Origin of the sequence: Paenibacillus phytohabitans (assembly GCF_013141775.1) — a bacterium.
GTDB classification, from domain to species: domain Bacteria; phylum Bacillota; class Bacilli; order Paenibacillales; family Paenibacillaceae; genus Paenibacillus_AQ; species Paenibacillus_AQ phytohabitans.
Genome location: NZ_WHOB01000069.1, coordinates 19778 through 38666, shown reverse-complemented (window position 1 = coordinate 38666; position 18889 = coordinate 19778). Strand labels below are relative to the sequence as shown.

The following is an 18889-nucleotide window of genomic DNA, read 5'->3' as shown; positions in this document are numbered from 1 at the left end:
AGTTCTCGTATCTTGTTATGCACCGTAGATATCGAAATTCTTGATGGTCTCATTCTTCTCTGCCGCTTCAAAGATAGCTTCAATCAGAATAAGCACACGCAGCACTTCAGCGTTCTTGACAATCGGTTCAGCTGTACCTTCGATTACAGCAGCCAGATTATCATAGAAGCTGGAGGATAGCTCAGACGCCGCCGGCAGGTCTCCGGTAATTGTCGAGCCTTCCGATGGCGGAGCCATCGTCTTGGTTAACCCTACACCTGCACGGATCGGTGTCGGTTCTATTTTCTCGGATGCGTTATTGCGGGTGACTATTCTTCCTCTCAGAGACCAGTCCTCAATAATAGCCGTTCCCTCAAGTCCCTTCACATACCATCTTGGCAGCGTGATAAAGTTGGTGGTTCCGACTTCAACGATGGCTTTGATCCCATTCTCAAACTGCAGGCTGGCCTCGAAACCGTCATCCACATCATTGCCGAGAATATAGCTCAAGCTGCTGCTTACGCTTGTGACTTTGCTGTCAATCATGAACAGCAGCTGATCCAGCAGATGAACGCCCCAGTCCAGCAGCATCCCTCCGCCCTGTGCTTTCACATGACGCCAGTCGCCGGGAATCCCGTTAGCACCATGCACCCGGGACTCAAGCTGGAAGAGTGATCCAATCGTCTCCTTCTCATACATCTCCTTGATTACGCGAAAATCCTCATCCCAGCGTCTGTTCTGGTGCACTATCAGCACACGTCCGGCCGCATCTGCCGCTGCCTGCATCTCGGTAAATTCGGCCGAAGACATGGCCACCGGCTTCTCACAGACCACATGCTTGCCCGCCTGAAATGCACGAACAGCAATATCCTTGTGCACATCATTCGGTGTAGCGATCAGAATAATGTCCACCTCCGGATCTGCCAGTACTTCCTCATAGCTGGAATAAGCGGTGTAACCTGCTTCGGCAGCCAGAGCGCGCCGCTCCTCCAGCAGATCGAAGGCTCCGCTCACTATCACGCGGTCACTTTCTTTAATTAATTGCGTGTGATAGCTTCCCATTCCGCCGTAACCAACGATAACTACAGTATGTTTGATTGAACTCATGGATTCCACTCCTGTTTTCTCTAATAGTCGCGTGAACCGGAGGTGCTCTTAGTTGTCAGAACTTCCGTCAAAATAAACGGCACGACCGGTACGTGCTGATTCATACACTGCTTCAAGGATCTGGGTAACAACAAAAGCCTGCTCCGGCAATACAACCGGATCTTTATCTTCTCTTACCGCTTCCAGCCACAGACGCGCTTCACGGTCAGCTTCAGTCTCAGCAGCACCGGAGTAGAAGGCTACTCCGCCTGATCCAAGATCAACCTTGGTTTCGTACAGGCGTCCGGCACGTTCGCCGTTCAGACGCAGGCCGTCCTTCATGTCTGCTCCGCCCTCCGTACCGGCGAGCATCGTTTTGGCTTCACCAAATTCTGACACATTCAGCGCCCAGCTGGCTTCAAGCACAATTGTAGCACCGTTCTCCATTGTAATGAAGCCGAATGCGGAATCTTCCACCTTGAATTGTTCCGGATCCCATGGACCGAAAGCATTCGCCGCATTCTTCTTCTGGCCCAGCTTGTGGAAGGTAGAGCCTACAACCATACGCGGTTTGTAGTTATCCATCAGCCAGAGCGTCAGATCCAGTGCATGTGTACCGATATCGATCAGCGGTCCGCCGCCCTGCTTCTCTTCATCCAGGAATACGCCCCAAGTCGGAACGGCACGGCGGCGAAGCGCAATAGCCTTACCGTAATAGATATCGCCGAGTTCTCCGCTCTCGCACAGCCCCTTCAGATAATCACTGTCTGCGCGGAAACGGTTCTGATAGGCAATGGACAATTTCTTGCCTGTGCGCTTGGCGGCATCCAGCATTTCTTTCGCCTGGGCAGTGGTCTTCGCCATCGGCTTCTCGCACAGCACGTGATTGCCGGCTTCGAGGGCGGCCACAGTGATCTCGGAGTGGCTGTCGTTAGGTGTACATACATGTACGATGTCGAATCCGCCGGCAGCCAGCATCTCACGGAAATCGGTGAATACAGCAGCGCCTTCAGCGCCGTAGGTCTTGGCAGCCTCTTGAGCACGTTCTTCTTCGATGTCACAGAATGCCACCATTTCGGCATCCGCCTGACGGGAAAGACTTGGCATATGTTTGCCGTTTGCGATACCACCGCAACCGATAATAGCAATTTTGAGTTTGTTAGACATGAATATTTCCTCCTTGATTACCATATGATTTGATCCAATTCAAACTGTCAGCTACACTGGCAAGCGGTGAACGGCTGCAATAATCCTGTTCAACCACTGCCCATTCCACACCAGCCGCCGCTGCTGCTTCAACAATTGCAGCCAGATCGACTTCACCTTCACCCAGTACAACAGTCTCCGGAGAACCGTCTTCGCGTTTCTTCAGGTCCTTGAGGTGGATGATCGGCAGGCGTCCTGCGTATTTATTGATGTATTCTACCGGATCATATCCGCCATAATACACCCAGCATGTGTCCATTTCCACTTGAAGCTGCTCAGCAGGCACCTCTTCGAACAGGTAGTCAAAAGCTGTGCGGCCGCCCACCTTCTCCGTGAATTCGAAATCATGATTATGATAAGAAAGAACAGCTCCGCCTGCCCGGCATTTGTCGCCGATCAGCCGCAGGTTCTTAGCCACTTCAGGCCAATTACGCTGTTCTTCCGTCAGAAATGGCACGATCAGATTACGGTTGCCAATCTCCAGATTGAAGCTGATTTCCTGTTCCGTATCGTTCAGCATAACATCGTACGGGCGATGCGCTCCTAGAGCAACGAGTCCTGTTTCCTCAAGCAGTGCCTTCACCTGCCCGGCCGTCCGGCCGAAATAGTGGAAGAATTCCACACCGCTGTAGCCCAGTTCGGCAACCTTGCGTATTGTCCCTTCGAAATCCTGTTCCAGTTCGTCTCTCAGCGTATACAGCTGAAGTCCTACCTTCAACATTATTGCTCTCACTCCTAAGTTTGATCCGAGAGTCCGACTGATCTTGCCGCCACCGCCCTTTGCCCCGCACCTATGCCAGGCATTCCACCTGAACAAACGGGCTGTAAACATAGGATGTAATATAGCTGTCTATCTGCCATCCGCTGCTTCCAGTGTTTGCCTATGTAGCGATCAGAGCCGCAATACAGCCTCCCCCACATCATTTGTATGTTTTTTGCTTAGGTACATGGTAATATGAAAGCGTATATAATAAAATGAATAATATGATTAAAACATGAACAATCTGCTTATCATTTAACAACTAGGAGGACTCATGACACCTAACGCAGCCTGCCACATCCTATCCGCCGGATTCTCCTTCCACCGCAAGCCGTTTCATATGTCCCGCAGCGAAGGCGTCCAGTATTATCTGCTGCGCCTCCAGACCGAAGGACGCAGCCGGACCATGGAGGGCGGAGTCATCACTACTGTGGAGAGCGGCAATCTGATGCTCTTCGCACCGACCGATCCCTACTACTTAAGTATCGACAAGGAAGTCTACCCTGTCGGCAAGCCTCGGATTGAGAGCGGTGACTATCATATTTTCTGCAGCGGTCCCTGGATTGAAGAATGGTGGGGACGCAAGCATCGCCCGGCCGTACTCCGGCTGCCGCTCAGCGATCATATTCTTGGCCTGTTCCGCCAGCTTGTGCTGGAGCAGCGCCGTTTATCGGATTCTTCACCGGATATCTCCGCGTGTTATCTGCAGATTCTATGTATGGAGATTGACAGGCTGATGTCCGAGCAGCCGGCAATTTCACCCAAGGCCTATCTTGCTTACCGGATGAAGCAATATGTCGAAGAGCATGCCGCGTACGCCTTCCGTCTGGAGGATGTGGCCGGCCATGTCGATATTTCCGTCTCCCGCGCGGTTCATCTGTTCAAAGAGGCGTTCGGCACTACGATTGTGAAATATGTAAATGACGTCAGGCTGGATATGGCCAGGGAGAAGATTACCTTCAGCCCGATGCCGCTGGAGCATGTATCTGAAACTTGCGGGTTTGCCAACTATACGTACTTCCACCGTGTCTTCCGCAGCCGGTTCGGAATGTCACCCAAGCAGTACCGTATCCATAGCAGGGCGCAGGCGTAAGCTCACGAGACCAGGAGACATGCAAAAGGAGCGCCATCACCATAGATCCGCTCCTTGTGTTTGATTTTATTCAATTGATGGCGCTTGCCGGGTGTCATCCGTACATGCTGGGAGATGGCGCCGTAATCCTGATTCATCCTGCGGTTTCTTTCGGCACACCAGGTGCCGGAGCGTTCTGCCTTCAGCAGAGCTTTTTGCGTGCGTGTACGTGCCATATGCGGTAACACTCCTTGTCATAAGCTTATTCAGTACATGCGGTACTGTTAGTTTAATTTTAACATAATCACCACACCGCTGCCCGGTATAATTAACTATAATAGTCTGTTACCTTGCGGCCGGCTTACACTGCCTTGTCCTCCGCTTGCGGCGGTGCAGCTTATTACAGTATTCTTGATGGACAAGGTACATGCGTCTGGCAGAAGAAAGTCATCACTTATACTTAGAATGGAATAGGCAGAATCAGGAGGAGATATTAATGAAATACGATGTGCTGTATGACGGCGCTTTTGCCATGCTGAAGGTAGTCCTGGAGTCAGGCGAAAGTGTGAAGGCGGAGATGGGGGCGATGGTCGCCATGTCGCCGAATGTGGAGCTGAGAGGCACGGTAGACGGCGGGCTCATGCGCGGACTCGGCCGGATGCTGAGCGGGGAGAAATTCTTCTTCCAGGAGCTGACCGCCACCCGCGGACAGAGTGAAGTGCTGCTCTCACCAGGGGCAATCGGGGATATTCAGGCCATTGAGCTGGACGGCTCGTACAAGCTGATGGTGCAGAAGGATGGTTTCCTGGCTGGAACCCACGGTATTCAAGTGAACACCAAAATGCAGAATCTGACCCGCGGCCTATTCTCCGGCGAAGGCTTCTTCATTGTAGAAATCAGCGGCAGAGGTACGGTCTTCCTCTCTTCCTTCGGAGCCATTCATGCGATTAACCTCGGCCCTGGCGAGGAAATGATCATTGATAACGGCCACCTCGTGGCCTGGCCGGATTATATGGATTATAAGGTGGAAAAGGCAGCCTCCGGCTGGCTGAACAGCTTAACCAGCGGGGAGGCACTGGTCTGCCGGTTCCGCGGCGAAGGTGTTGTTCTGGTCCAGACCCGCAATCCCGGAAGCTTCGGGACGTGGATCAAGTCCTTCGTGCCGAACCGGCCGTAGCAGCGGCGGGCTGCCGATTCCGAACATAAAAATAGATTGAACTTGTATAGAAGAATCACAGGTTCAATCTTTTTGGAATTTCATCCGCGTTTGACCGGGTACTTAGGCCATCAGCTTGTCGAAATGACTGGAAATGAGCTGAATCATATCTTCCGGTGTAACCATCTCGGGATAGATCACACTATGGACGACCAATCCGTCTACTAATGCATGCAGCGTCTTGATTTCCCGGTCCAGATCCAGGTCCTGTCTTAACAGATTCACGGCATCCAGGTACTCCATCATCTGGCAGAAGCCGCTATACAGCCCGTTATGTACTTCCTGTTTCAGCGCCTGTATGGCGGGGTCCGCTGCTGCCCGTCCGACAAAAGCCAGCCAGACCTCCGCTTCCGCTCTCCTCTCTTCATCAATAGGCATTAATTCATGAATCAGCCTCTCCACATCCTCCCGGGGATTCCCCGAGTATTGAAAGACCTCAACTCTCTGGTAACTTCGTTCACTCACCAGTCTCATGGAGAAGGCAAGCAGCTCGGATTGGCTGGCAAAATAATGCCGCAGCGATCCCAGCGACATGCCCGCCTCCTTGGCAACATTCCGCACGGATACAGCTTCCAGACCATCACGCCGGATGATCCGCCAAGCCGCCTCCGCCAGATGATTACGGCGTTCGTCATGGTCCACTTTTTTTGGCATAACGTCATTATAGCATGTGCACCAGCCTTATATCCCTGCTCCATAAGTCGCAAATGCGCTGATTCTCCGCTGCAATCAAATAAAAAGACGCCGGCTGTTAAATCAGCCATGCGTCTTTGAATGTGCCCCTGCTGCGGCTCAGGATACAGCCCGGCATTCTTTATCGCCCTTGCAGCCGTTTCCCTTGCAGGTATTATAGGTGCCTTTGAAATCAAGCCGGTGATCGGTCACACTGAAGCCGTACTCACGGGCCAGCCGCGCTTCAAGGTCCGCCAGCCAATCATCCTTGATCTCCTCCAGCTTGCCGCATACACTGCAGATCAGGTGGTGGTGCATATGAACATGATCGTCACCGCGCAGGTCGTAGCGGGCAACGCCATCGCCGAAATTCATCTTTTCTACAATATGAAGTTCACACAGTAGCTCCAAGGTACGGTATACGGTCGCAAGTCCCAAATGCGGATAACTGCGCTTGACCAGCATATAGACCTCTTCCACGCTTAAGTGATCCTTCTCGTTGTCCAGCAATACTCTTACTATAGCCTCGCGCTGTGGCGTAAGCTTATAATTCTGCGCCGCAAACTGCTGGCTGATATTTGCTACTCGGTTCACCCGGGTTCCCACCTTTCCGGAAGTTGAACAATTCCCGACAATAATTAGTAATCTTTACGATATAAGCATAACAAACTTGTCCGTCAAAGAAAAGGCCTGACACCAGTATAACATCACTTTTCCCCAAAAACGTATAAATAGGTTCTGCGGATTATGATTATATTATCGCCGGCTAGTCTTACGCCCAATCCGAAGTGCGCCCTCCCTCCATACCTTATATAGACTAAATCTCTTATAAGTGAGGATGATCCGGATGGTGAAAATAAAACCTAAGCAGACCCAGCGGCTTGTGACAGCCCGTGTACTGCGCAGAGTAGCCACGGCCATGCTGCCGTTCTACCGGAAAATTGCCGGCAACAGCAGTTATGCCGCTGATTGGACAACCGCTGTTGTCTCCGCAGATCTTGATCTGATGGGCAGACTGCTGGCCAGAATTCCCACCCTTGCCAGGGTAGAGAATTATGGGACGAACGGCATCGGCTATTTCATCTCGTTTCCTTTTCCGCTGCCGGTTGCGTTCTACACGAATGGAACAACGATTCCGCCGGGCACGGTCCAGTTCACCTTCAGTACAGCAGCCCACCGGAGCATCGCACGGGCCGTTATTCCGCTCTACCGGGAGCTCTCTGTAAATAACAGCTTCGCGGAGAGTCTGGCTGCAGCCATCCGGCGCAGGGACCGCGGTGCGGTAACAGCGATGGTACGCAGCCTCGTCACAGCGGATTCGCTTAAATCCGTAACCATTGAAGAGAGCGGGATCGCGCTGCTGTTCAGAACCCGGTTCAGTAAATACCCTTACCGCAACCTGCTGTTTCAGGAAATGATGTAGAACGTCTGCAACCTTTTCTATTGTCATTGCGTCATTAGAGTCAAGTTGAAACGGTTACGCCGTCCTGTAACGGACAATCACCGGATCAGCGGGAAATCTAGTGGTACAACCTACAATAGAGGTGGAATTCAGATGAGTATCAAAAAAAACACGATCGCAGCTTTTACAGCCGTAACGCTTCTTACCTTCTCTTTCGGCGGACAAATTTTTGCAGCCGGCAGCAGCTTTAAGGATATTGACAGTGTAACCGGTAAGGACAAAATCAACTCTCTGAAGCAGCAGGGCCTGATCAAAGGGATATCGGATACCCAGTTTCTGCCCGCATCCACTGTAACTACAGCACAAGGCGTTCAGTTTATAACGGGCGGACTCCAGCTTAGTCTGGCCGCAATCAGTTTCAACAAGGCTCCCGTAGCCAGTGCGATCTTCTCCAAAGTAAAAGACAACGCCTGGTACGCAGAAGCCTTCATCAATGCACACTATAATGACGTGGATATTCCCGCTGATATTGATCCATCCAAACCGATTACCAAAGAGCTGTTCACCAGCCTGCTGATTCAAGGCGTTGAGAAGGCAGGCAACTTGCCAATGATCAACATCGTACCGGTGGACATCGCCGATGCAGATGCGCTTGAGCCATCCTACCAGGGCACTATCCAGCGGTCCCTGAAATACAACATCAATACACTGGATGCTAACGGCAAGTTCAACCCGAAGAGCCAGCTCACCCGCGCCGAAGCGGCAATTATGCTCTACAACGCACTGGACTATTTGAACTCACGCAGTGATGCAGCAACACAGAACTAACTAATGGCTGAGTAATCCTTCATGCCCTCCCCCGCGCATGATGAATTTACAAGCTGAAAAGGCAGTCCGGGATTCCCCTCCCGGACTGCCTTTTTGCATTAATGCCCACATTCGTTTAGTCTTCTCCGCTGAGCCGGTTCAGGAACTGCAGGGCGCGCGGATTCTTCGTCTGCTCCAGCACCTGCTGCGGAGTCCCCTGCTCCAGAATGACCCCGTTATCCATTAAGATGATCCGGTCGGCCACATCGGCCGCGAATTTCATCTCATGGGTAACAATGACCATCGTCATTCCTTCCCGGGCCAGCTGCTTGATGACCTTCAGCACCTCACCGACCAGCTCCGGATCGAGCGCCGAGGTTGGCTCATCGAACAGCAGCACCTCCGGCTCGACCGCCATCGCCCGGGCAATCGCCACGCGCTGCTGCTGGCCGCCGGACAGCTGATGCGGATAGGTATCCGCCTTGTCGCCCAGTCCTACCTTATCCAGCAGGGCAAGCGCCTTCGTTCTGGCTTCCTCCCTGGAACGCTTCTGAACGGTCACCTGACCCTCCATTACATTGCCGAGTGCCGTCATATGCGGGAACAGATTGTAGGACTGGAAGACCATTCCCGTCTGCTGGCGAAGAGACAGCACGGTACGCTGAGGAATTTTGCCGCCGGGAGTGAAATCCAGCTTAATATTATTCAGAGCCAGGCTGCCTTTGTCGGGAGTCTCCAGCAGGTTGAAGCAGCGCAGCAGGGTGGTTTTGCCGGAGCCGGAAGGTCCGATAATGACCATCACCTGGCCATGCTCAACTGTAAGATCAACACCCTTCAAGACCTGCAGCGGACCGAAGGATTTATGTAAATCACGTATTTCAATCATGGGTATGCCTCCTTAACTGGCCGAATACCGGTCCAGCCGCTTCTCCAGAACATTTTGCAGCGCCGACAGCACTGAACAGAACAGCAGATAGAACAGCGCCGCTTCGCAGTATAGTAGCAGCGGCTCATAGGTTGTTGCAGTGATCTGCTGTGCCTTTCTGAAAATTTCTACATAAGTGATGCTTGCCGCAAGTGATGTATCCTTCACCAGACTAATGAATGAATTTGATAATGGCGGAACCGATACCCGGGCAGCTTGAGGCAGAATCACCCGCCGCAAAGCCTGTCCACGGCTCATACCGACGGAGAAAGCAGCTTCCCATTGGCCTTTATGTATGGACAGAATAGCCGCACGGACGATTTCCGAGGAATATGCCCCGACGCTTAGAGTAAAGCCGATAACGGCTGCGATGAACGGATCAAGCACAATACCTGCGGCGGGCAGTCCATAGAAAATAATGAACAACTGTACCAGCAACGGAGTTCCGCGGATCACCCATACATAGAACCGGGCAATCAGCTTAGGGATTCTCCAGGAGGACAACCGGGCGAGCGCGGTAATGATAGCCAGCACAAGCCCAAGTGCAAAGGATACCAACGCTAGCGGAATGGTAAAAGCCACCCCGGCTTTGAACAGAGGCAGCAGTGAGTCAAGAAATATTTGTATTTTGCGGTCATCCATCGTTCTGACATCCTTCTTGGAACGGCAAGGCGGAAGCATCCGGCTCCGCCCTGTGTCCATAAGTTATTTGAGACTGCCGTCAAGCAGGCAAGCTTATTTCGATACATCAGCTCCGAAGTATTTCTCGGAAATCTTCAGATATGTGCCATCATCATGCATGGCAGTCAGCGCTTCATTCACTGCCTGTACAAGCTCATCGTTACCCTTCAGGAAGACCGCTGCACTATACGAGCCTTCTGCAATCTCATCAACCTGCTTGATCTTGATATCCGGCTTCTGCTTCTTCAGATCCAGGAAGGACAAGCCATCATTGACGGTTGCATCAATCCGGCCGGAGGTCAGCAGATCAATTGCCTGATTGAAGCCTTCTGTGGATACAATCTCTGCACCGTTATCCGTTGCAATCTGTCCAAGGTTACTTGTCAGGGACTGGCCGGCTTTCTTGCCCTTGAGGTCCGCGAATGATTTGATATCTTCATTATCTTCACTGACGATCAGCACAGCCTTGGATACGATATACGGGTCGGAGAAATCATATTTCACTTTGCGCTCATCCGTAATGGAAACTTCGTTGAAGATCGTATCGAACCGCTTGGCATCCATACCGGCAAAAATACCGTCCCACTGAGTCTCGATAAACTCGGCTTCCACGCCCAGACGTTTAGTTACTTCTTCAGCAATTTCCACATCGAAGCCTGTCAGCTTGCCGTCGGCATCATGATATGTGAACGGGGCATAGGTGCCTTCTGTTCCGATACGCAGCTTGCCGCTGGCTTTGACAGCTTCCAGGCTATTCTGCTCAGCAGGTGCCGCACTATCTGTAGCTGCTGCAGTAGGTTCAGCCGCCGTATTGCCGCCTGTTGCTGCATTATTGTTATTGTTGTTGCCGCATGCCGCAACCACGGCCATGGTCAGGAGCAGCATAATTGTCAGACTAAGTTTTTTCATAAGATTAATCCCCTCTCATCTCTCTTTATGTTCCGGACTTGCCGGCAAAATGAATCGTAACATTGAGCTGTTACATCCGTCAATAACTTTTTCCGATAATAAACATCGGATTTATGCTATATCGGTTTTTGATAGTTTAGCTTGCCCCGAAATTGCATTTCTACATCAGTGGAAGACAAACTAAATGATCCACAACGCAAAACAGCGACCCTCCAGTAACAGAGAATCGCCGCCTTACTTCTTATGAATGTGAATGCACCTATTAACCGTGCATGATTTCAGGCACCGCTTTCTCCTTGGAGCCTCCGCTTTCTGGTTTGCGGCCCCGGCGCAGCAGCAGCCCAAGGACGGCGCCGCCTAAAGCTACAAAAATCATAATGTGGAAGGTGTCGGCAAAGCCCTGGGCCAATACAGTCTGCTTGGCCAGCTGCAGGGCCTCCCTCGAGGCTCCGTCCACCGTCTGCCCGGCAGCGGCTGCCGCCTCCTGCATTTCAAGACCACGCGCGGAGGTTCTGGCCGTCAGAATCGTAACCAGTGTCGACACTGCAAGTGAGTTGATGACCTGCTGCATCGAGTTGGTGAGGGAGGTTACCCGGTTGACCAGATTGCCTGGCGCCTTGTTCAGCAGATGCGTATTCATCGGCATCATCATCATCCCCATCCCTGCACCGCACATGATCAGCGGAAGAATGAGATCACGGCTCTGGGTGGTCAGATCGACATGGGAATACTGGAACAATGCGCCAGAGACCAGACTGAGTCCGCAGACCACCAGCCAGCGCACTCCGATCCGGTCGAACAGAATGCCGGCAATCGGCATCATCAGCCCGGAAGCAATGGCCTGCGGCAGCAGGGTCAGTCCGGTATCAAATGCGCCGAAGCCGCGGGCCTGCTGCAGAAACTGCGGCAGCAGAAATAAAGCACCATATAAGCCGAACTGGGCGATCCACTGCACGATAATTCCGGTGGTGAAATCCACAGATTTCAGAATCCGCAGCTCCAGTAAAGGGGTCTTGGAACGCAGCTCGGCAATGACAAAGGCAATCAGTGCCACAGCTCCCAGAGATAACCCGATTAGCGTTTTGTCCGAGGTCCAGCTCTGCGCGCCCTGGCTAACACCGTAAGTGAGTGAAGCAAAAGCCAGCGGTCCGAGCACCATTCCGAATTTATCCATGCCGGGAACGGTGTTCTTCGCCGCATTCGGCAGCTTTCGCAGCCCGATCAGCACACAGATAATACCGATGGGGATATTAATCAGGAAGATCCAGCGCCAGGAGTGGTATTCCACCAGCCAGCCGGACAATACAGGACCAATCGCCGGTGCGAACAGCACGGGAATTCCCATAATCCCCATAACAACGCCCACTTTACTCTTCGGAGCCAGTCTGTATACATACGCCATCCCGACCGGGAGCACACAACCCCCTCCAAGACCCTGCAATACCCGGAAAACGACCAGCCATTCTGCACTACTTGGGGTTGCACACAGAATGGATCCAACGGTAAACACAATTACTGCTGTCAAAAAGACGTTCTTAGCCCCGAACCGGTCAGACAGCCAGCCCGACAGCGGAATCACCGAAGCCTGCGCAAGCATATATCCGGTTACAACCCATTGCAGCGTGTGCAGATCTGTATTGAAATCCACTACCAGTCTGGACAATGCCACATTCATAGCCGTACTGTCCAGCACAACCATAAATACACCGGCAATAATCGCCAGCAGCGGAACTAAAATGCTAGATAACCGGAAATCCGCATCCTGCTTCAAGGTCTGATTCATACTCCTTCTCCTCCTGAACTGTCCGCTGTCATCTACGTTGACCTGCGGGCAGGTTTGTCTATATAATTAGTGAACGGACAATTGTCCGCGTTCGCATTTCATAGTCTACGGACAATTGTCCGATGTGTCAAGCGGAATACGCCAATTCCCCACACTTGATTCGTTTACCGGCAGAATAGAGACTTCTTAGTACGCACTGTAGGCATAAATGTTGTATATTTTGCAGCTTTGATTCATGGATAGCCGGGTATCCGGATGGATTGTTGTAGGAACTGCAAGTATATGAAAGGGGATATCATGAAAAAAACAGAAACGGAAGTTGAACCTGTAACATCAGCAGCTCCGGACAATACAGAGAACACAGAGAACACAGAGAACAAAGATAACACAGTGAACACAGACATCGCTGCAAAAGAACCCGCCGATCCTTATATGCAGCGGATTCTCGAAGCCGCCCGCCAGCTGTTCACCGAGAGCGGCCTTGAAGCTGTGAGTATGTACGGCATTGCCAAACGGGCCGGCATAGGACAGGGATCTCTCTACCGCCGCTTCACTGATAAGGGCGAAATCTGTTCAGCCCTGCTGCTGGACAGCACCGAGCAGTTTCTGTCGGGAATGGAACAGCAGCTCGCTGCCAGCGCCGGTGAAACGGCTGCCCTCGCGCATCTGCAGAGCAGCATTGAGCAGGTCGTTGGTTTCATTGAGCAATATGCGGAGCTCTTGAATATGATCAAATCCGAATTCACCGGCAAGAAGCAGCTTACCCAGTTCGAACATCCTTTTTTCCAGCGGCTCGGGGTGATTATGGGTGAACTTCTGCACCGCGCATCCGCGAATGGTGAGATTATCGGGATCGATCCCCGCTTTGCTGCCACAGCGCTGATCTCTGTACTTAGTCCCGATCTTTACCTGTATGAACAGAAACGGAACGGCTCCTCCAAAGAGGAAATCTCGCGGGGAATTGTTGCGTTGTTCATCACCGGCCTCTCCAAGCGCTGAGCCCTGACTCTTTACAAGCGGGGAAATTATGGTATATTAAGTAGCAATTACGAATTCAATAGCACCTGTTATTTCACTAGGGGAGTCGGCCGACTGAGACGGAGCTTAAGCTCCGGACCCTTGGAACCTGATCTGGATCATACCAGCGGAGGGAAGTGGAGCAGAATGTATCAGCGGTTCCGCGTCTTTGCAAACTGACTGTACCTTCAGGCCCATTCATTTCCTCCGGAAATGGATGGGTCTTTCTTGTTTTCGTAGCGTAATCACTTTTCCCTAAGGAGGCTTGCTTCCCCATCCTATGATCAACATCGCTAACCTGTCCTATTCTTTCGGCGCAGCTTCAAGGGCTCCGGTCTTCTCCGGGATCTCCATGAAGGTCCGCCGCGGCGAGTTCATCTCCGTCGTGGGTGCCAGCGGCTGCGGCAAAAGCACGCTGTTCAAGATTATCGCCGGCCTGCTGGAACCCGGCAGCGGCGAGGTTTCCCTGCACGGGCAACCGCCTAATAGCGCCTCGGAGCGGCTCGGCCAGGTCGGCTATATGCCGCAGCGGGATCTCCTGCTGCCCTGGAGAACCGTACTGGACAATTGCCTGCTGCCCTGGGAACTGAAGCGGAGCGGCTCCAAAGAGGAAGCCGTTATTCAGATCCGCAGCATGCTGCAGCAGTTCGGTCTTGGTGATACCGGGTCTGCGTATCCGCATGAGCTGTCGGGCGGTATGCGCCAGCGGGTTGCAGTACTCCGCACCATTGCCGCCGGGAATGAGCTGCTCCTGCTGGACGAGCCGTTCGGGGCACTGGACGCCATAACCAAGCGGGAGCTTCACCGCTGGCTGCTGGAATTATGGTCGGGACTGGACAAGACTGTGCTGTTCATTACCCATGACCTTGAAGAAGCGCTTCTGCTTAGTGACCGTATCTATCTGATGACCGGCGGTGCCGGGGGCGGTATGCAGGAGTTCATCACCGGTCTTCCCCGCCCCAGACATCACAGTCAGAATTACGAACCGCAGTTTGTTGCCCTGCGGCAGGATTTGGAGCTGAAGCTGTATGACAACCGTCTTCTATAGAAGATTGCTGCGAGAGTACAGCCCGGCTATTCTGCTTGTGCTGCTGATCCTTGCGGTCTGGGAAACGGTGTCCCGGCTGGGGCAGATTCCTCCGTTCATCCTGCCGGCTCCCACGGCCATCTGGAGTGCTCTGATGGAGGAGCGGGGTTTGCTCTTCGGTGTGCACATGCCCGCAACACTGCTTGAGGTACTTACAGGCTTCGCTCTGTCCGTCTTCTGCGGCAGTCTGCTGGGAACGGGCATGCATCTGTTCAGGCCGCTGGCCAAAGCGCTGTATCCGCTGCTGATTATCAGCCAGACGATTCCGCTGGTTGCCCTCTCTCCCCTGTTTATCATGTGGTTCGGCTACACCTTGTGGAGTAAGGTTGCCGTAGTGTTCCTGACCGCCTTCTTCCCGGTGGTTGTCGGCACCTACGACGGGCTGGGCAAGAATACGGAGCAGTACCGTGAGCTGCTGCTTACCTTAGGCGCGAACCGCTGGCAGATTCTCCGCAAGGCTGCTGTTCCGCTGGCCCTGCCGTCCTTTTTCTCCGGACTGAAGCTGTCGGTGGTGTACTGCGTCATTGGCGCTACCATCGGCGAATGGCTTGGAGGCAGCCGGGGGCTCGGTTATTTCAGCCGGAGAATGGCCGGCAATCTGCAGAGTGCCGAGATGTTTGCCGCTGTCGTGCTGCTGTCCGCCCTTGGGATCACTTTGTTTCTGTGTATTGCTACGCTCGAGAAGTTATTTCTGAAGAAAAGAGGACGTTATTCATGACTCCAATCCGCTATAACCGTTATCTCTACACCCGTAGTGCTCAACCTTATAAGTTGCTGCCTTATGTTTTGCTCCTGTCTGTTCTCTTGGTTCTGCCAGGCTGCGCCGGCAATAACGTGCCGGCTGGCTCCGGCTCATCATCGGCATCATCCACTCCGGCGGCAGCCGCAGACGGTACAGCCCATAAGCTGACGATCATGCTCGACTGGTATCCGAACGCCGTTCATTCCTTTTTGTATGCGGCACAGAGTGAGGGGTATTTTGCCGAAGAAGGGCTCGATGTTGAGATACAGATGCCTGCCGACAGCAACGACGCGCTGAAGCTGGTAGCTGCCGGACAAGTCGATCTGGCACTCAGCTACCAGCCGCAGGTGCTGATGGCCCGGGGAGAGCAGATTCCGGTCAAATCCGTCGCCGCTCTGGTACGGCATCCCCTGAACCATCTCATGGTTTCCGCAGACAGCGGAATAACCCGGCCCGGGGAGCTCTCAGGCAAGCAAGCCGGTTACTCCTCCATTCCGCTGTATGAAGCCATGCTGCACACTATGATCCAAACCGATGGCGGCGATCCCGCCTCCCTGAAGCTGATTGACGTCGGCTTTGAGCTTATCCCTGCCCTATCCACCGGGCGTGTGGATGGAATTATGGGCGGCTTCATCAACCATGAGCAGCTGATATTAGAGCAGGAGGGGCATCCTGTGCGTTCGTTCAATCCGGTTGACTACGGGGTTCCTGATTATTATGAGCTGGTGCTGGTCGCAAGTGACCAGGGTCTGCAGAATTCCTCGGAATATTTCCAGAAGTTCATGAATGCTGCGCGCAAGGGTCAGCAATTCGTCACTAAGCAGCCGGAGCAGGCGCTGAAGCTTCTGCTGGAGCATCAGGATGCCACCGCACCGCTTGATGAAGCCATCGAGAAGCGCAGCCTGGAAATTCTGCTGCCGCTGATGGACGCCGGGTCACAGCCCTTCGGATATCAGGATACCGCTTCCTGGGAGAATGTCCGTAAATGGCTGAGCGAGGGCGGTCTGCTGGCAGAGGAAGTTGACAGTGCGGATGCTTTTATTAATTTATAGATCATGCTTTCGAAGTTAGTTTTGCGAAATGATCTCAAGGATGCGTATGCTATCAAAACTTTCAGGAGGAATAATTCATGTCTTTTCTATCCAAGGTACGGCTGGCAAATCCGCTCGTACATAATATTACTAATATTGTTGTGGCTAATTTCACCGCTAACGGACTGCTGGCGCTGGGGGCTTCCCCGTTCATGGCCGACGCACTGGAAGAGGTGGCGGATGTTGCCGCGATGTCCGGGGCGGTCGTGCTGAACATCGGTACACTGAATGAAGCCGCCATCGCTTCAATGGTGAAGGCCGGACAAGCCGCGAACCGGCATGGTGTCCCGCTCGTGCTTGATCCCGTTGGAGCAGGCGCTACACCGTACCGCACTGACGTTACCGCGAAGCTGCTGGGTGAGCTGCAGCTGACCGCTCTGCGCGGTAATGTGGCCGAAGTAGCCAATGTCGCCGGAGAGCGCTGGGCCAGCAAAGGCGTCGATGCCGGAGCAGGTGAAGGCGATGTGATCGCCTTGGCGAACAAGGCTGCGCGGAAGCTGAACTGCGTGGTGATTATCACCGGCAAGGAGGATATCATTACCGACGGCACACGCACCTACATCGCCAGCAACGGCCATTCCATCCTGACCCAAGTCACGGGAACCGGCTGTCTGCTCAGTGCCGTAGTTGGCGCATTTCTTGCAGTAAGCGGCGGGAATGCGCTTGAGGCAGCAGCCGAAGCACTCTCGTTCTACGGCGTGGCGGCCGAGATTGCCGCTGAAGCCGCTGAAGGACAAGGACCCGGCAGCTTCCAGATGGAGTTCCTGAATCAATTGTCCCTGGTGACACCAGATATCTACAGCAGCCGGTCACGCCTGCAGCTGATTGAACAATAAACCGCACCTCTTAAAGGAGAATACCTGATGACCAGTATACGTAAAGCGTTAACGATTGCCGGCTCTGACAGCGGCGGAGGTGCCGGTATCCAGGCTGATCTGAAGACCTTCCAGGAGCTTGGAGTCTACGGAATGTCCGCGCTCACTGCGGTCACGGCACAGAATACCCTAGGCGTTCAAGGGGTATATCCGCTGGAGCCGGAAGCCGTTGCCGCTCAGCTGGATTCTATTGGCAGTGACTTGATACCTGATGCCATTAAGACCGGCATGCTGTTCAGCAGTGAGATTATCGGTGTTGTCGCGGATAAGGTGACAGCGTACGGCTGGCAGCAGCGGCTTGTGATCGACCCGGTAATGATTGCCAAGGGCGGATCCGCTCTGCTGCTGCAGGAAGCCGTGCAGGCATTGATTACCGGACTGCTGCCTCTGGCTCTTGTGGTTACCCCCAATCTTCCCGAAGCAGAGATGCTCACGGGGATGAAGATTAATGGAATGGCAGACAGAGAACAGGCTGCAAGACTCCTCCATCAGATGGGGCCGCAGTACATTGTTCTTAAGGGCGGACATGATCCGGAAGGCGATCAGGTGGTGGACCTGCTCTATGACGGCCGGGAATTCCAATATCTGACCAGTCCGCGGATTGAGACCAGACATACGCATGGGACCGGCTGTACTTTCTCGGCGGCGGTGGCGGCAGGACTTGCGCTCGGCCACTCTATCAATGAAGCGGTGCATACAGCCAAAGCCTTCATTCAGGCAGCCATTGAGGACAGTCTGAACATCGGGGCAGGACAAGGGCCGACCAATCATTTTGCTTACGGGAACCGTATCAGATCAGGGAGGAAGCAGCTATGAAACGGATTGACAGTGAGGATATGCGTAAGCTCCTTAAGGTATATTTCATTATGGGCAGCGTGAACTGCCGCCTCTCTCCAGCCGAGACTTTATCTGCCGCAGCAGACGGGGGAATCACCTTATTCCAGTTCCGTGAAAAGGGTCCCGGTGCTCTGACCGGCGCTGCTCTGCTAGAGCTTGGACAGCAGCTCCGGGCAATCTGCCGGGACAAGCGGATTCCGTTCATCGTCAATGACGACCTGGAGCTGGCGGTTGCACTTGATGCAGACGGAGTCCATGTGGGCCAGGATGATCTGCCGGCCCGGACGATCCGCCAGCGGCTCGGTGAGCACAAGATCATCGGCGTTTCCGCCCATAATCCCGCGGAAGCGCAGCAGGCGATTGCGGACGGAGCCGATTATCTCGGGGTCGGTCCGGTCTACCCCACCTCCTCCAAAGACGATGCCGAAGCCGTTCAAGGGACGGCTGTCATTGATACGCTCCGCCGCAGCGGACTTAATATTCCCCTGGTAGGGATCGGCGGTATAACCCTGGGTAACGCCCTGCCGGTGATCCGGGCCGGTGCAGACGGAATCTCCGTAATCTCCGCCATTGCCGGAGCGGAGGATATCCGGGAGACCGCGAGGGCGTTCGGGCGGATTATACAAAGCGGAATGCTTCCGGAATGAGCTTAAATAAATGAGTGTATTTCAATTCCAAAAACACCCGCAGCTGCCTTCACACAGGCGCTGCGGGTGTTTCTTATGCATTCCGGCATAACCTG

Annotated in this window: 21 protein-coding genes and 1 riboswitch; of the genes, 11 read left to right on the top strand and 10 right to left on the bottom strand. The window is 53.4% G+C overall.

Going from position 1 to position 18889, the window contains the following annotated elements:
• Positions 1-15: 15 nt before the first annotated feature.
• Genes GC101_RS23510 through GC101_RS23500 form a run of 3 tightly spaced genes read right to left on the bottom strand, consistent with a single transcriptional unit; the run spans position 16 to position 2992 of the window.
• On the bottom strand, positions 16-1086 hold the full coding sequence (locus GC101_RS23510) for a Gfo/Idh/MocA family protein (protein ID WP_171719253.1): 1071 nt from the start codon (positions 1084-1086) through the stop codon (positions 16-18).
• A gap of 48 nt (positions 1087-1134) precedes the next feature.
• Positions 1135-2232, bottom strand: coding sequence for a Gfo/Idh/MocA family protein (locus GC101_RS23505; protein ID WP_171719252.1), 1098 nt, complete (start codon positions 2230-2232; stop codon positions 1135-1137).
• Entirely contained in the window at positions 2225-2992 is a 768-nt protein-coding gene (locus GC101_RS23500; RefSeq protein ID WP_171719251.1) for a sugar phosphate isomerase/epimerase family protein, read from the bottom strand. The genes GC101_RS23505 and GC101_RS23500 overlap by 8 nt, the downstream gene beginning before the upstream one ends.
• Positions 2993-3305: 313 nt before the next feature.
• On the opposite strand from GC101_RS23500, the gene GC101_RS23495 reads away from it, so the two are divergent.
• Positions 3306-4124: a helix-turn-helix domain-containing protein gene (locus GC101_RS23495; RefSeq protein ID WP_039303582.1), complete on the top strand. Its 819-nt coding sequence runs from the start codon at positions 3306-3308 to the stop codon at positions 4122-4124.
• Between the two features lie 2 nt (positions 4125-4126).
• Here the strand turns inward: GC101_RS23495 and GC101_RS23490 are convergent, their stop codons facing one another.
• A complete protein-coding gene (locus GC101_RS23490) occupies positions 4127-4339 on the bottom strand; it encodes a hypothetical protein (RefSeq protein ID WP_171719250.1) in 213 nt (70 codons plus the stop codon).
• A gap of 260 nt (positions 4340-4599) precedes the next feature.
• Between GC101_RS23490 and GC101_RS23485 the strand changes: the two genes are divergently transcribed.
• Positions 4600-5280 (top strand): TIGR00266 family protein, encoded by a 681-nt coding sequence (locus tag GC101_RS23485; RefSeq protein WP_076244752.1) that lies wholly within the window; start codon positions 4600-4602, stop codon positions 5278-5280.
• A gap of 102 nt (positions 5281-5382) precedes the next feature.
• Here the strand turns inward: GC101_RS23485 and GC101_RS23480 are convergent, their stop codons facing one another.
• Positions 5383-5973, bottom strand: a complete 591-nt coding sequence (locus GC101_RS23480; RefSeq protein WP_039303591.1) for a TetR/AcrR family transcriptional regulator — start codon at positions 5971-5973, stop codon at positions 5383-5385.
• 138 nt (positions 5974-6111) lie between these two features.
• On the bottom strand, positions 6112-6585 hold the full coding sequence (gene fur / locus GC101_RS23475; protein ID WP_171719249.1) for a ferric iron uptake transcriptional regulator: 474 nt from the start codon (positions 6583-6585) through the stop codon (positions 6112-6114).
• A gap of 253 nt (positions 6586-6838) precedes the next feature.
• Between fur and GC101_RS23470 the strand changes: the two genes are divergently transcribed.
• A complete protein-coding gene (locus GC101_RS23470) occupies positions 6839-7414 on the top strand; it encodes a hypothetical protein (protein ID WP_171719248.1) in 576 nt (191 codons plus the stop codon).
• 132 nt (positions 7415-7546) lie between these two features.
• The gene (locus GC101_RS23465; protein WP_171719247.1) at positions 7547-8221 is read left to right on the top strand and encodes an S-layer homology domain-containing protein; all 675 of its coding nucleotides are present in this window, start codon (positions 7547-7549) and stop codon (positions 8219-8221) included.
• A gap of 115 nt (positions 8222-8336) precedes the next feature.
• Here the strand turns inward: GC101_RS23465 and GC101_RS23460 are convergent, their stop codons facing one another.
• The 4 genes from GC101_RS23460 to GC101_RS23445 form a co-directional block, all read right to left on the bottom strand.
• On the bottom strand, positions 8337-9086 hold the full coding sequence (locus GC101_RS23460) for an amino acid ABC transporter ATP-binding protein (protein ID WP_039303603.1): 750 nt from the start codon (positions 9084-9086) through the stop codon (positions 8337-8339).
• A 12-nt stretch (positions 9087-9098) separates the two neighbouring features.
• A complete protein-coding gene (locus tag GC101_RS23455) occupies positions 9099-9767 on the bottom strand; it encodes an amino acid ABC transporter permease (RefSeq protein WP_171719246.1) in 669 nt (222 codons plus the stop codon).
• Between the two features lie 93 nt (positions 9768-9860).
• The gene (locus GC101_RS23450) at positions 9861-10715 is read right to left on the bottom strand and encodes an amino acid ABC transporter substrate-binding protein (RefSeq protein WP_171719245.1); all 855 of its coding nucleotides are present in this window, start codon (positions 10713-10715) and stop codon (positions 9861-9863) included.
• Positions 10716-10977: 262 nt separating this feature from the next.
• Positions 10978-12498: a DHA2 family efflux MFS transporter permease subunit gene (locus tag GC101_RS23445; protein WP_171719244.1), complete on the bottom strand. Its 1521-nt coding sequence runs from the start codon at positions 12496-12498 to the stop codon at positions 10978-10980.
• A gap of 297 nt (positions 12499-12795) precedes the next feature.
• On the opposite strand from GC101_RS23445, the gene GC101_RS23440 reads away from it, so the two are divergent.
• The 7 genes from GC101_RS23440 to thiE all read left to right on the top strand — a co-directional run bounded on the left by GC101_RS23440 (position 12796) and on the right by thiE (position 18794).
• Positions 12796-13497: a TetR/AcrR family transcriptional regulator gene (locus GC101_RS23440; protein WP_171719243.1), complete on the top strand. Its 702-nt coding sequence runs from the start codon at positions 12796-12798 to the stop codon at positions 13495-13497.
• A gap of 68 nt (positions 13498-13565) precedes the next feature.
• Positions 13566-13668: riboswitch (TPP riboswitch) on the top strand.
• A 112-nt stretch (positions 13669-13780) separates the two neighbouring features.
• Entirely contained in the window at positions 13781-14563 is a 783-nt protein-coding gene (locus GC101_RS23435; RefSeq protein ID WP_246354482.1) for an ABC transporter ATP-binding protein, read from the top strand.
• Positions 14544-15320, top strand: coding sequence for an ABC transporter permease (locus tag GC101_RS23430; protein ID WP_171719242.1), 777 nt, complete (start codon positions 14544-14546; stop codon positions 15318-15320). The genes GC101_RS23435 and GC101_RS23430 overlap by 20 nt, the downstream gene beginning before the upstream one ends.
• Positions 15317-16396: an ABC transporter substrate-binding protein gene (locus tag GC101_RS23425; RefSeq protein ID WP_171719241.1), complete on the top strand. Its 1080-nt coding sequence runs from the start codon at positions 15317-15319 to the stop codon at positions 16394-16396. The genes GC101_RS23430 and GC101_RS23425 overlap by 4 nt, the downstream gene beginning before the upstream one ends.
• A gap of 77 nt (positions 16397-16473) precedes the next feature.
• A complete protein-coding gene (thiM, locus tag GC101_RS23420) occupies positions 16474-17271 on the top strand; it encodes a hydroxyethylthiazole kinase (protein ID WP_171719240.1) in 798 nt (265 codons plus the stop codon).
• 27 nt (positions 17272-17298) lie between these two features.
• Positions 17299-18126 (top strand): bifunctional hydroxymethylpyrimidine kinase/phosphomethylpyrimidine kinase, encoded by an 828-nt coding sequence (gene thiD, locus GC101_RS23415; RefSeq protein WP_171719239.1) that lies wholly within the window; start codon positions 17299-17301, stop codon positions 18124-18126.
• On the top strand, positions 18123-18794 hold the full coding sequence (gene thiE, locus GC101_RS23410; protein WP_171719238.1) for a thiamine phosphate synthase: 672 nt from the start codon (positions 18123-18125) through the stop codon (positions 18792-18794). Before thiD ends, thiE begins: the two co-directional genes overlap by 4 nt.
• Positions 18795-18889: the final 95 nt, after the last annotated feature.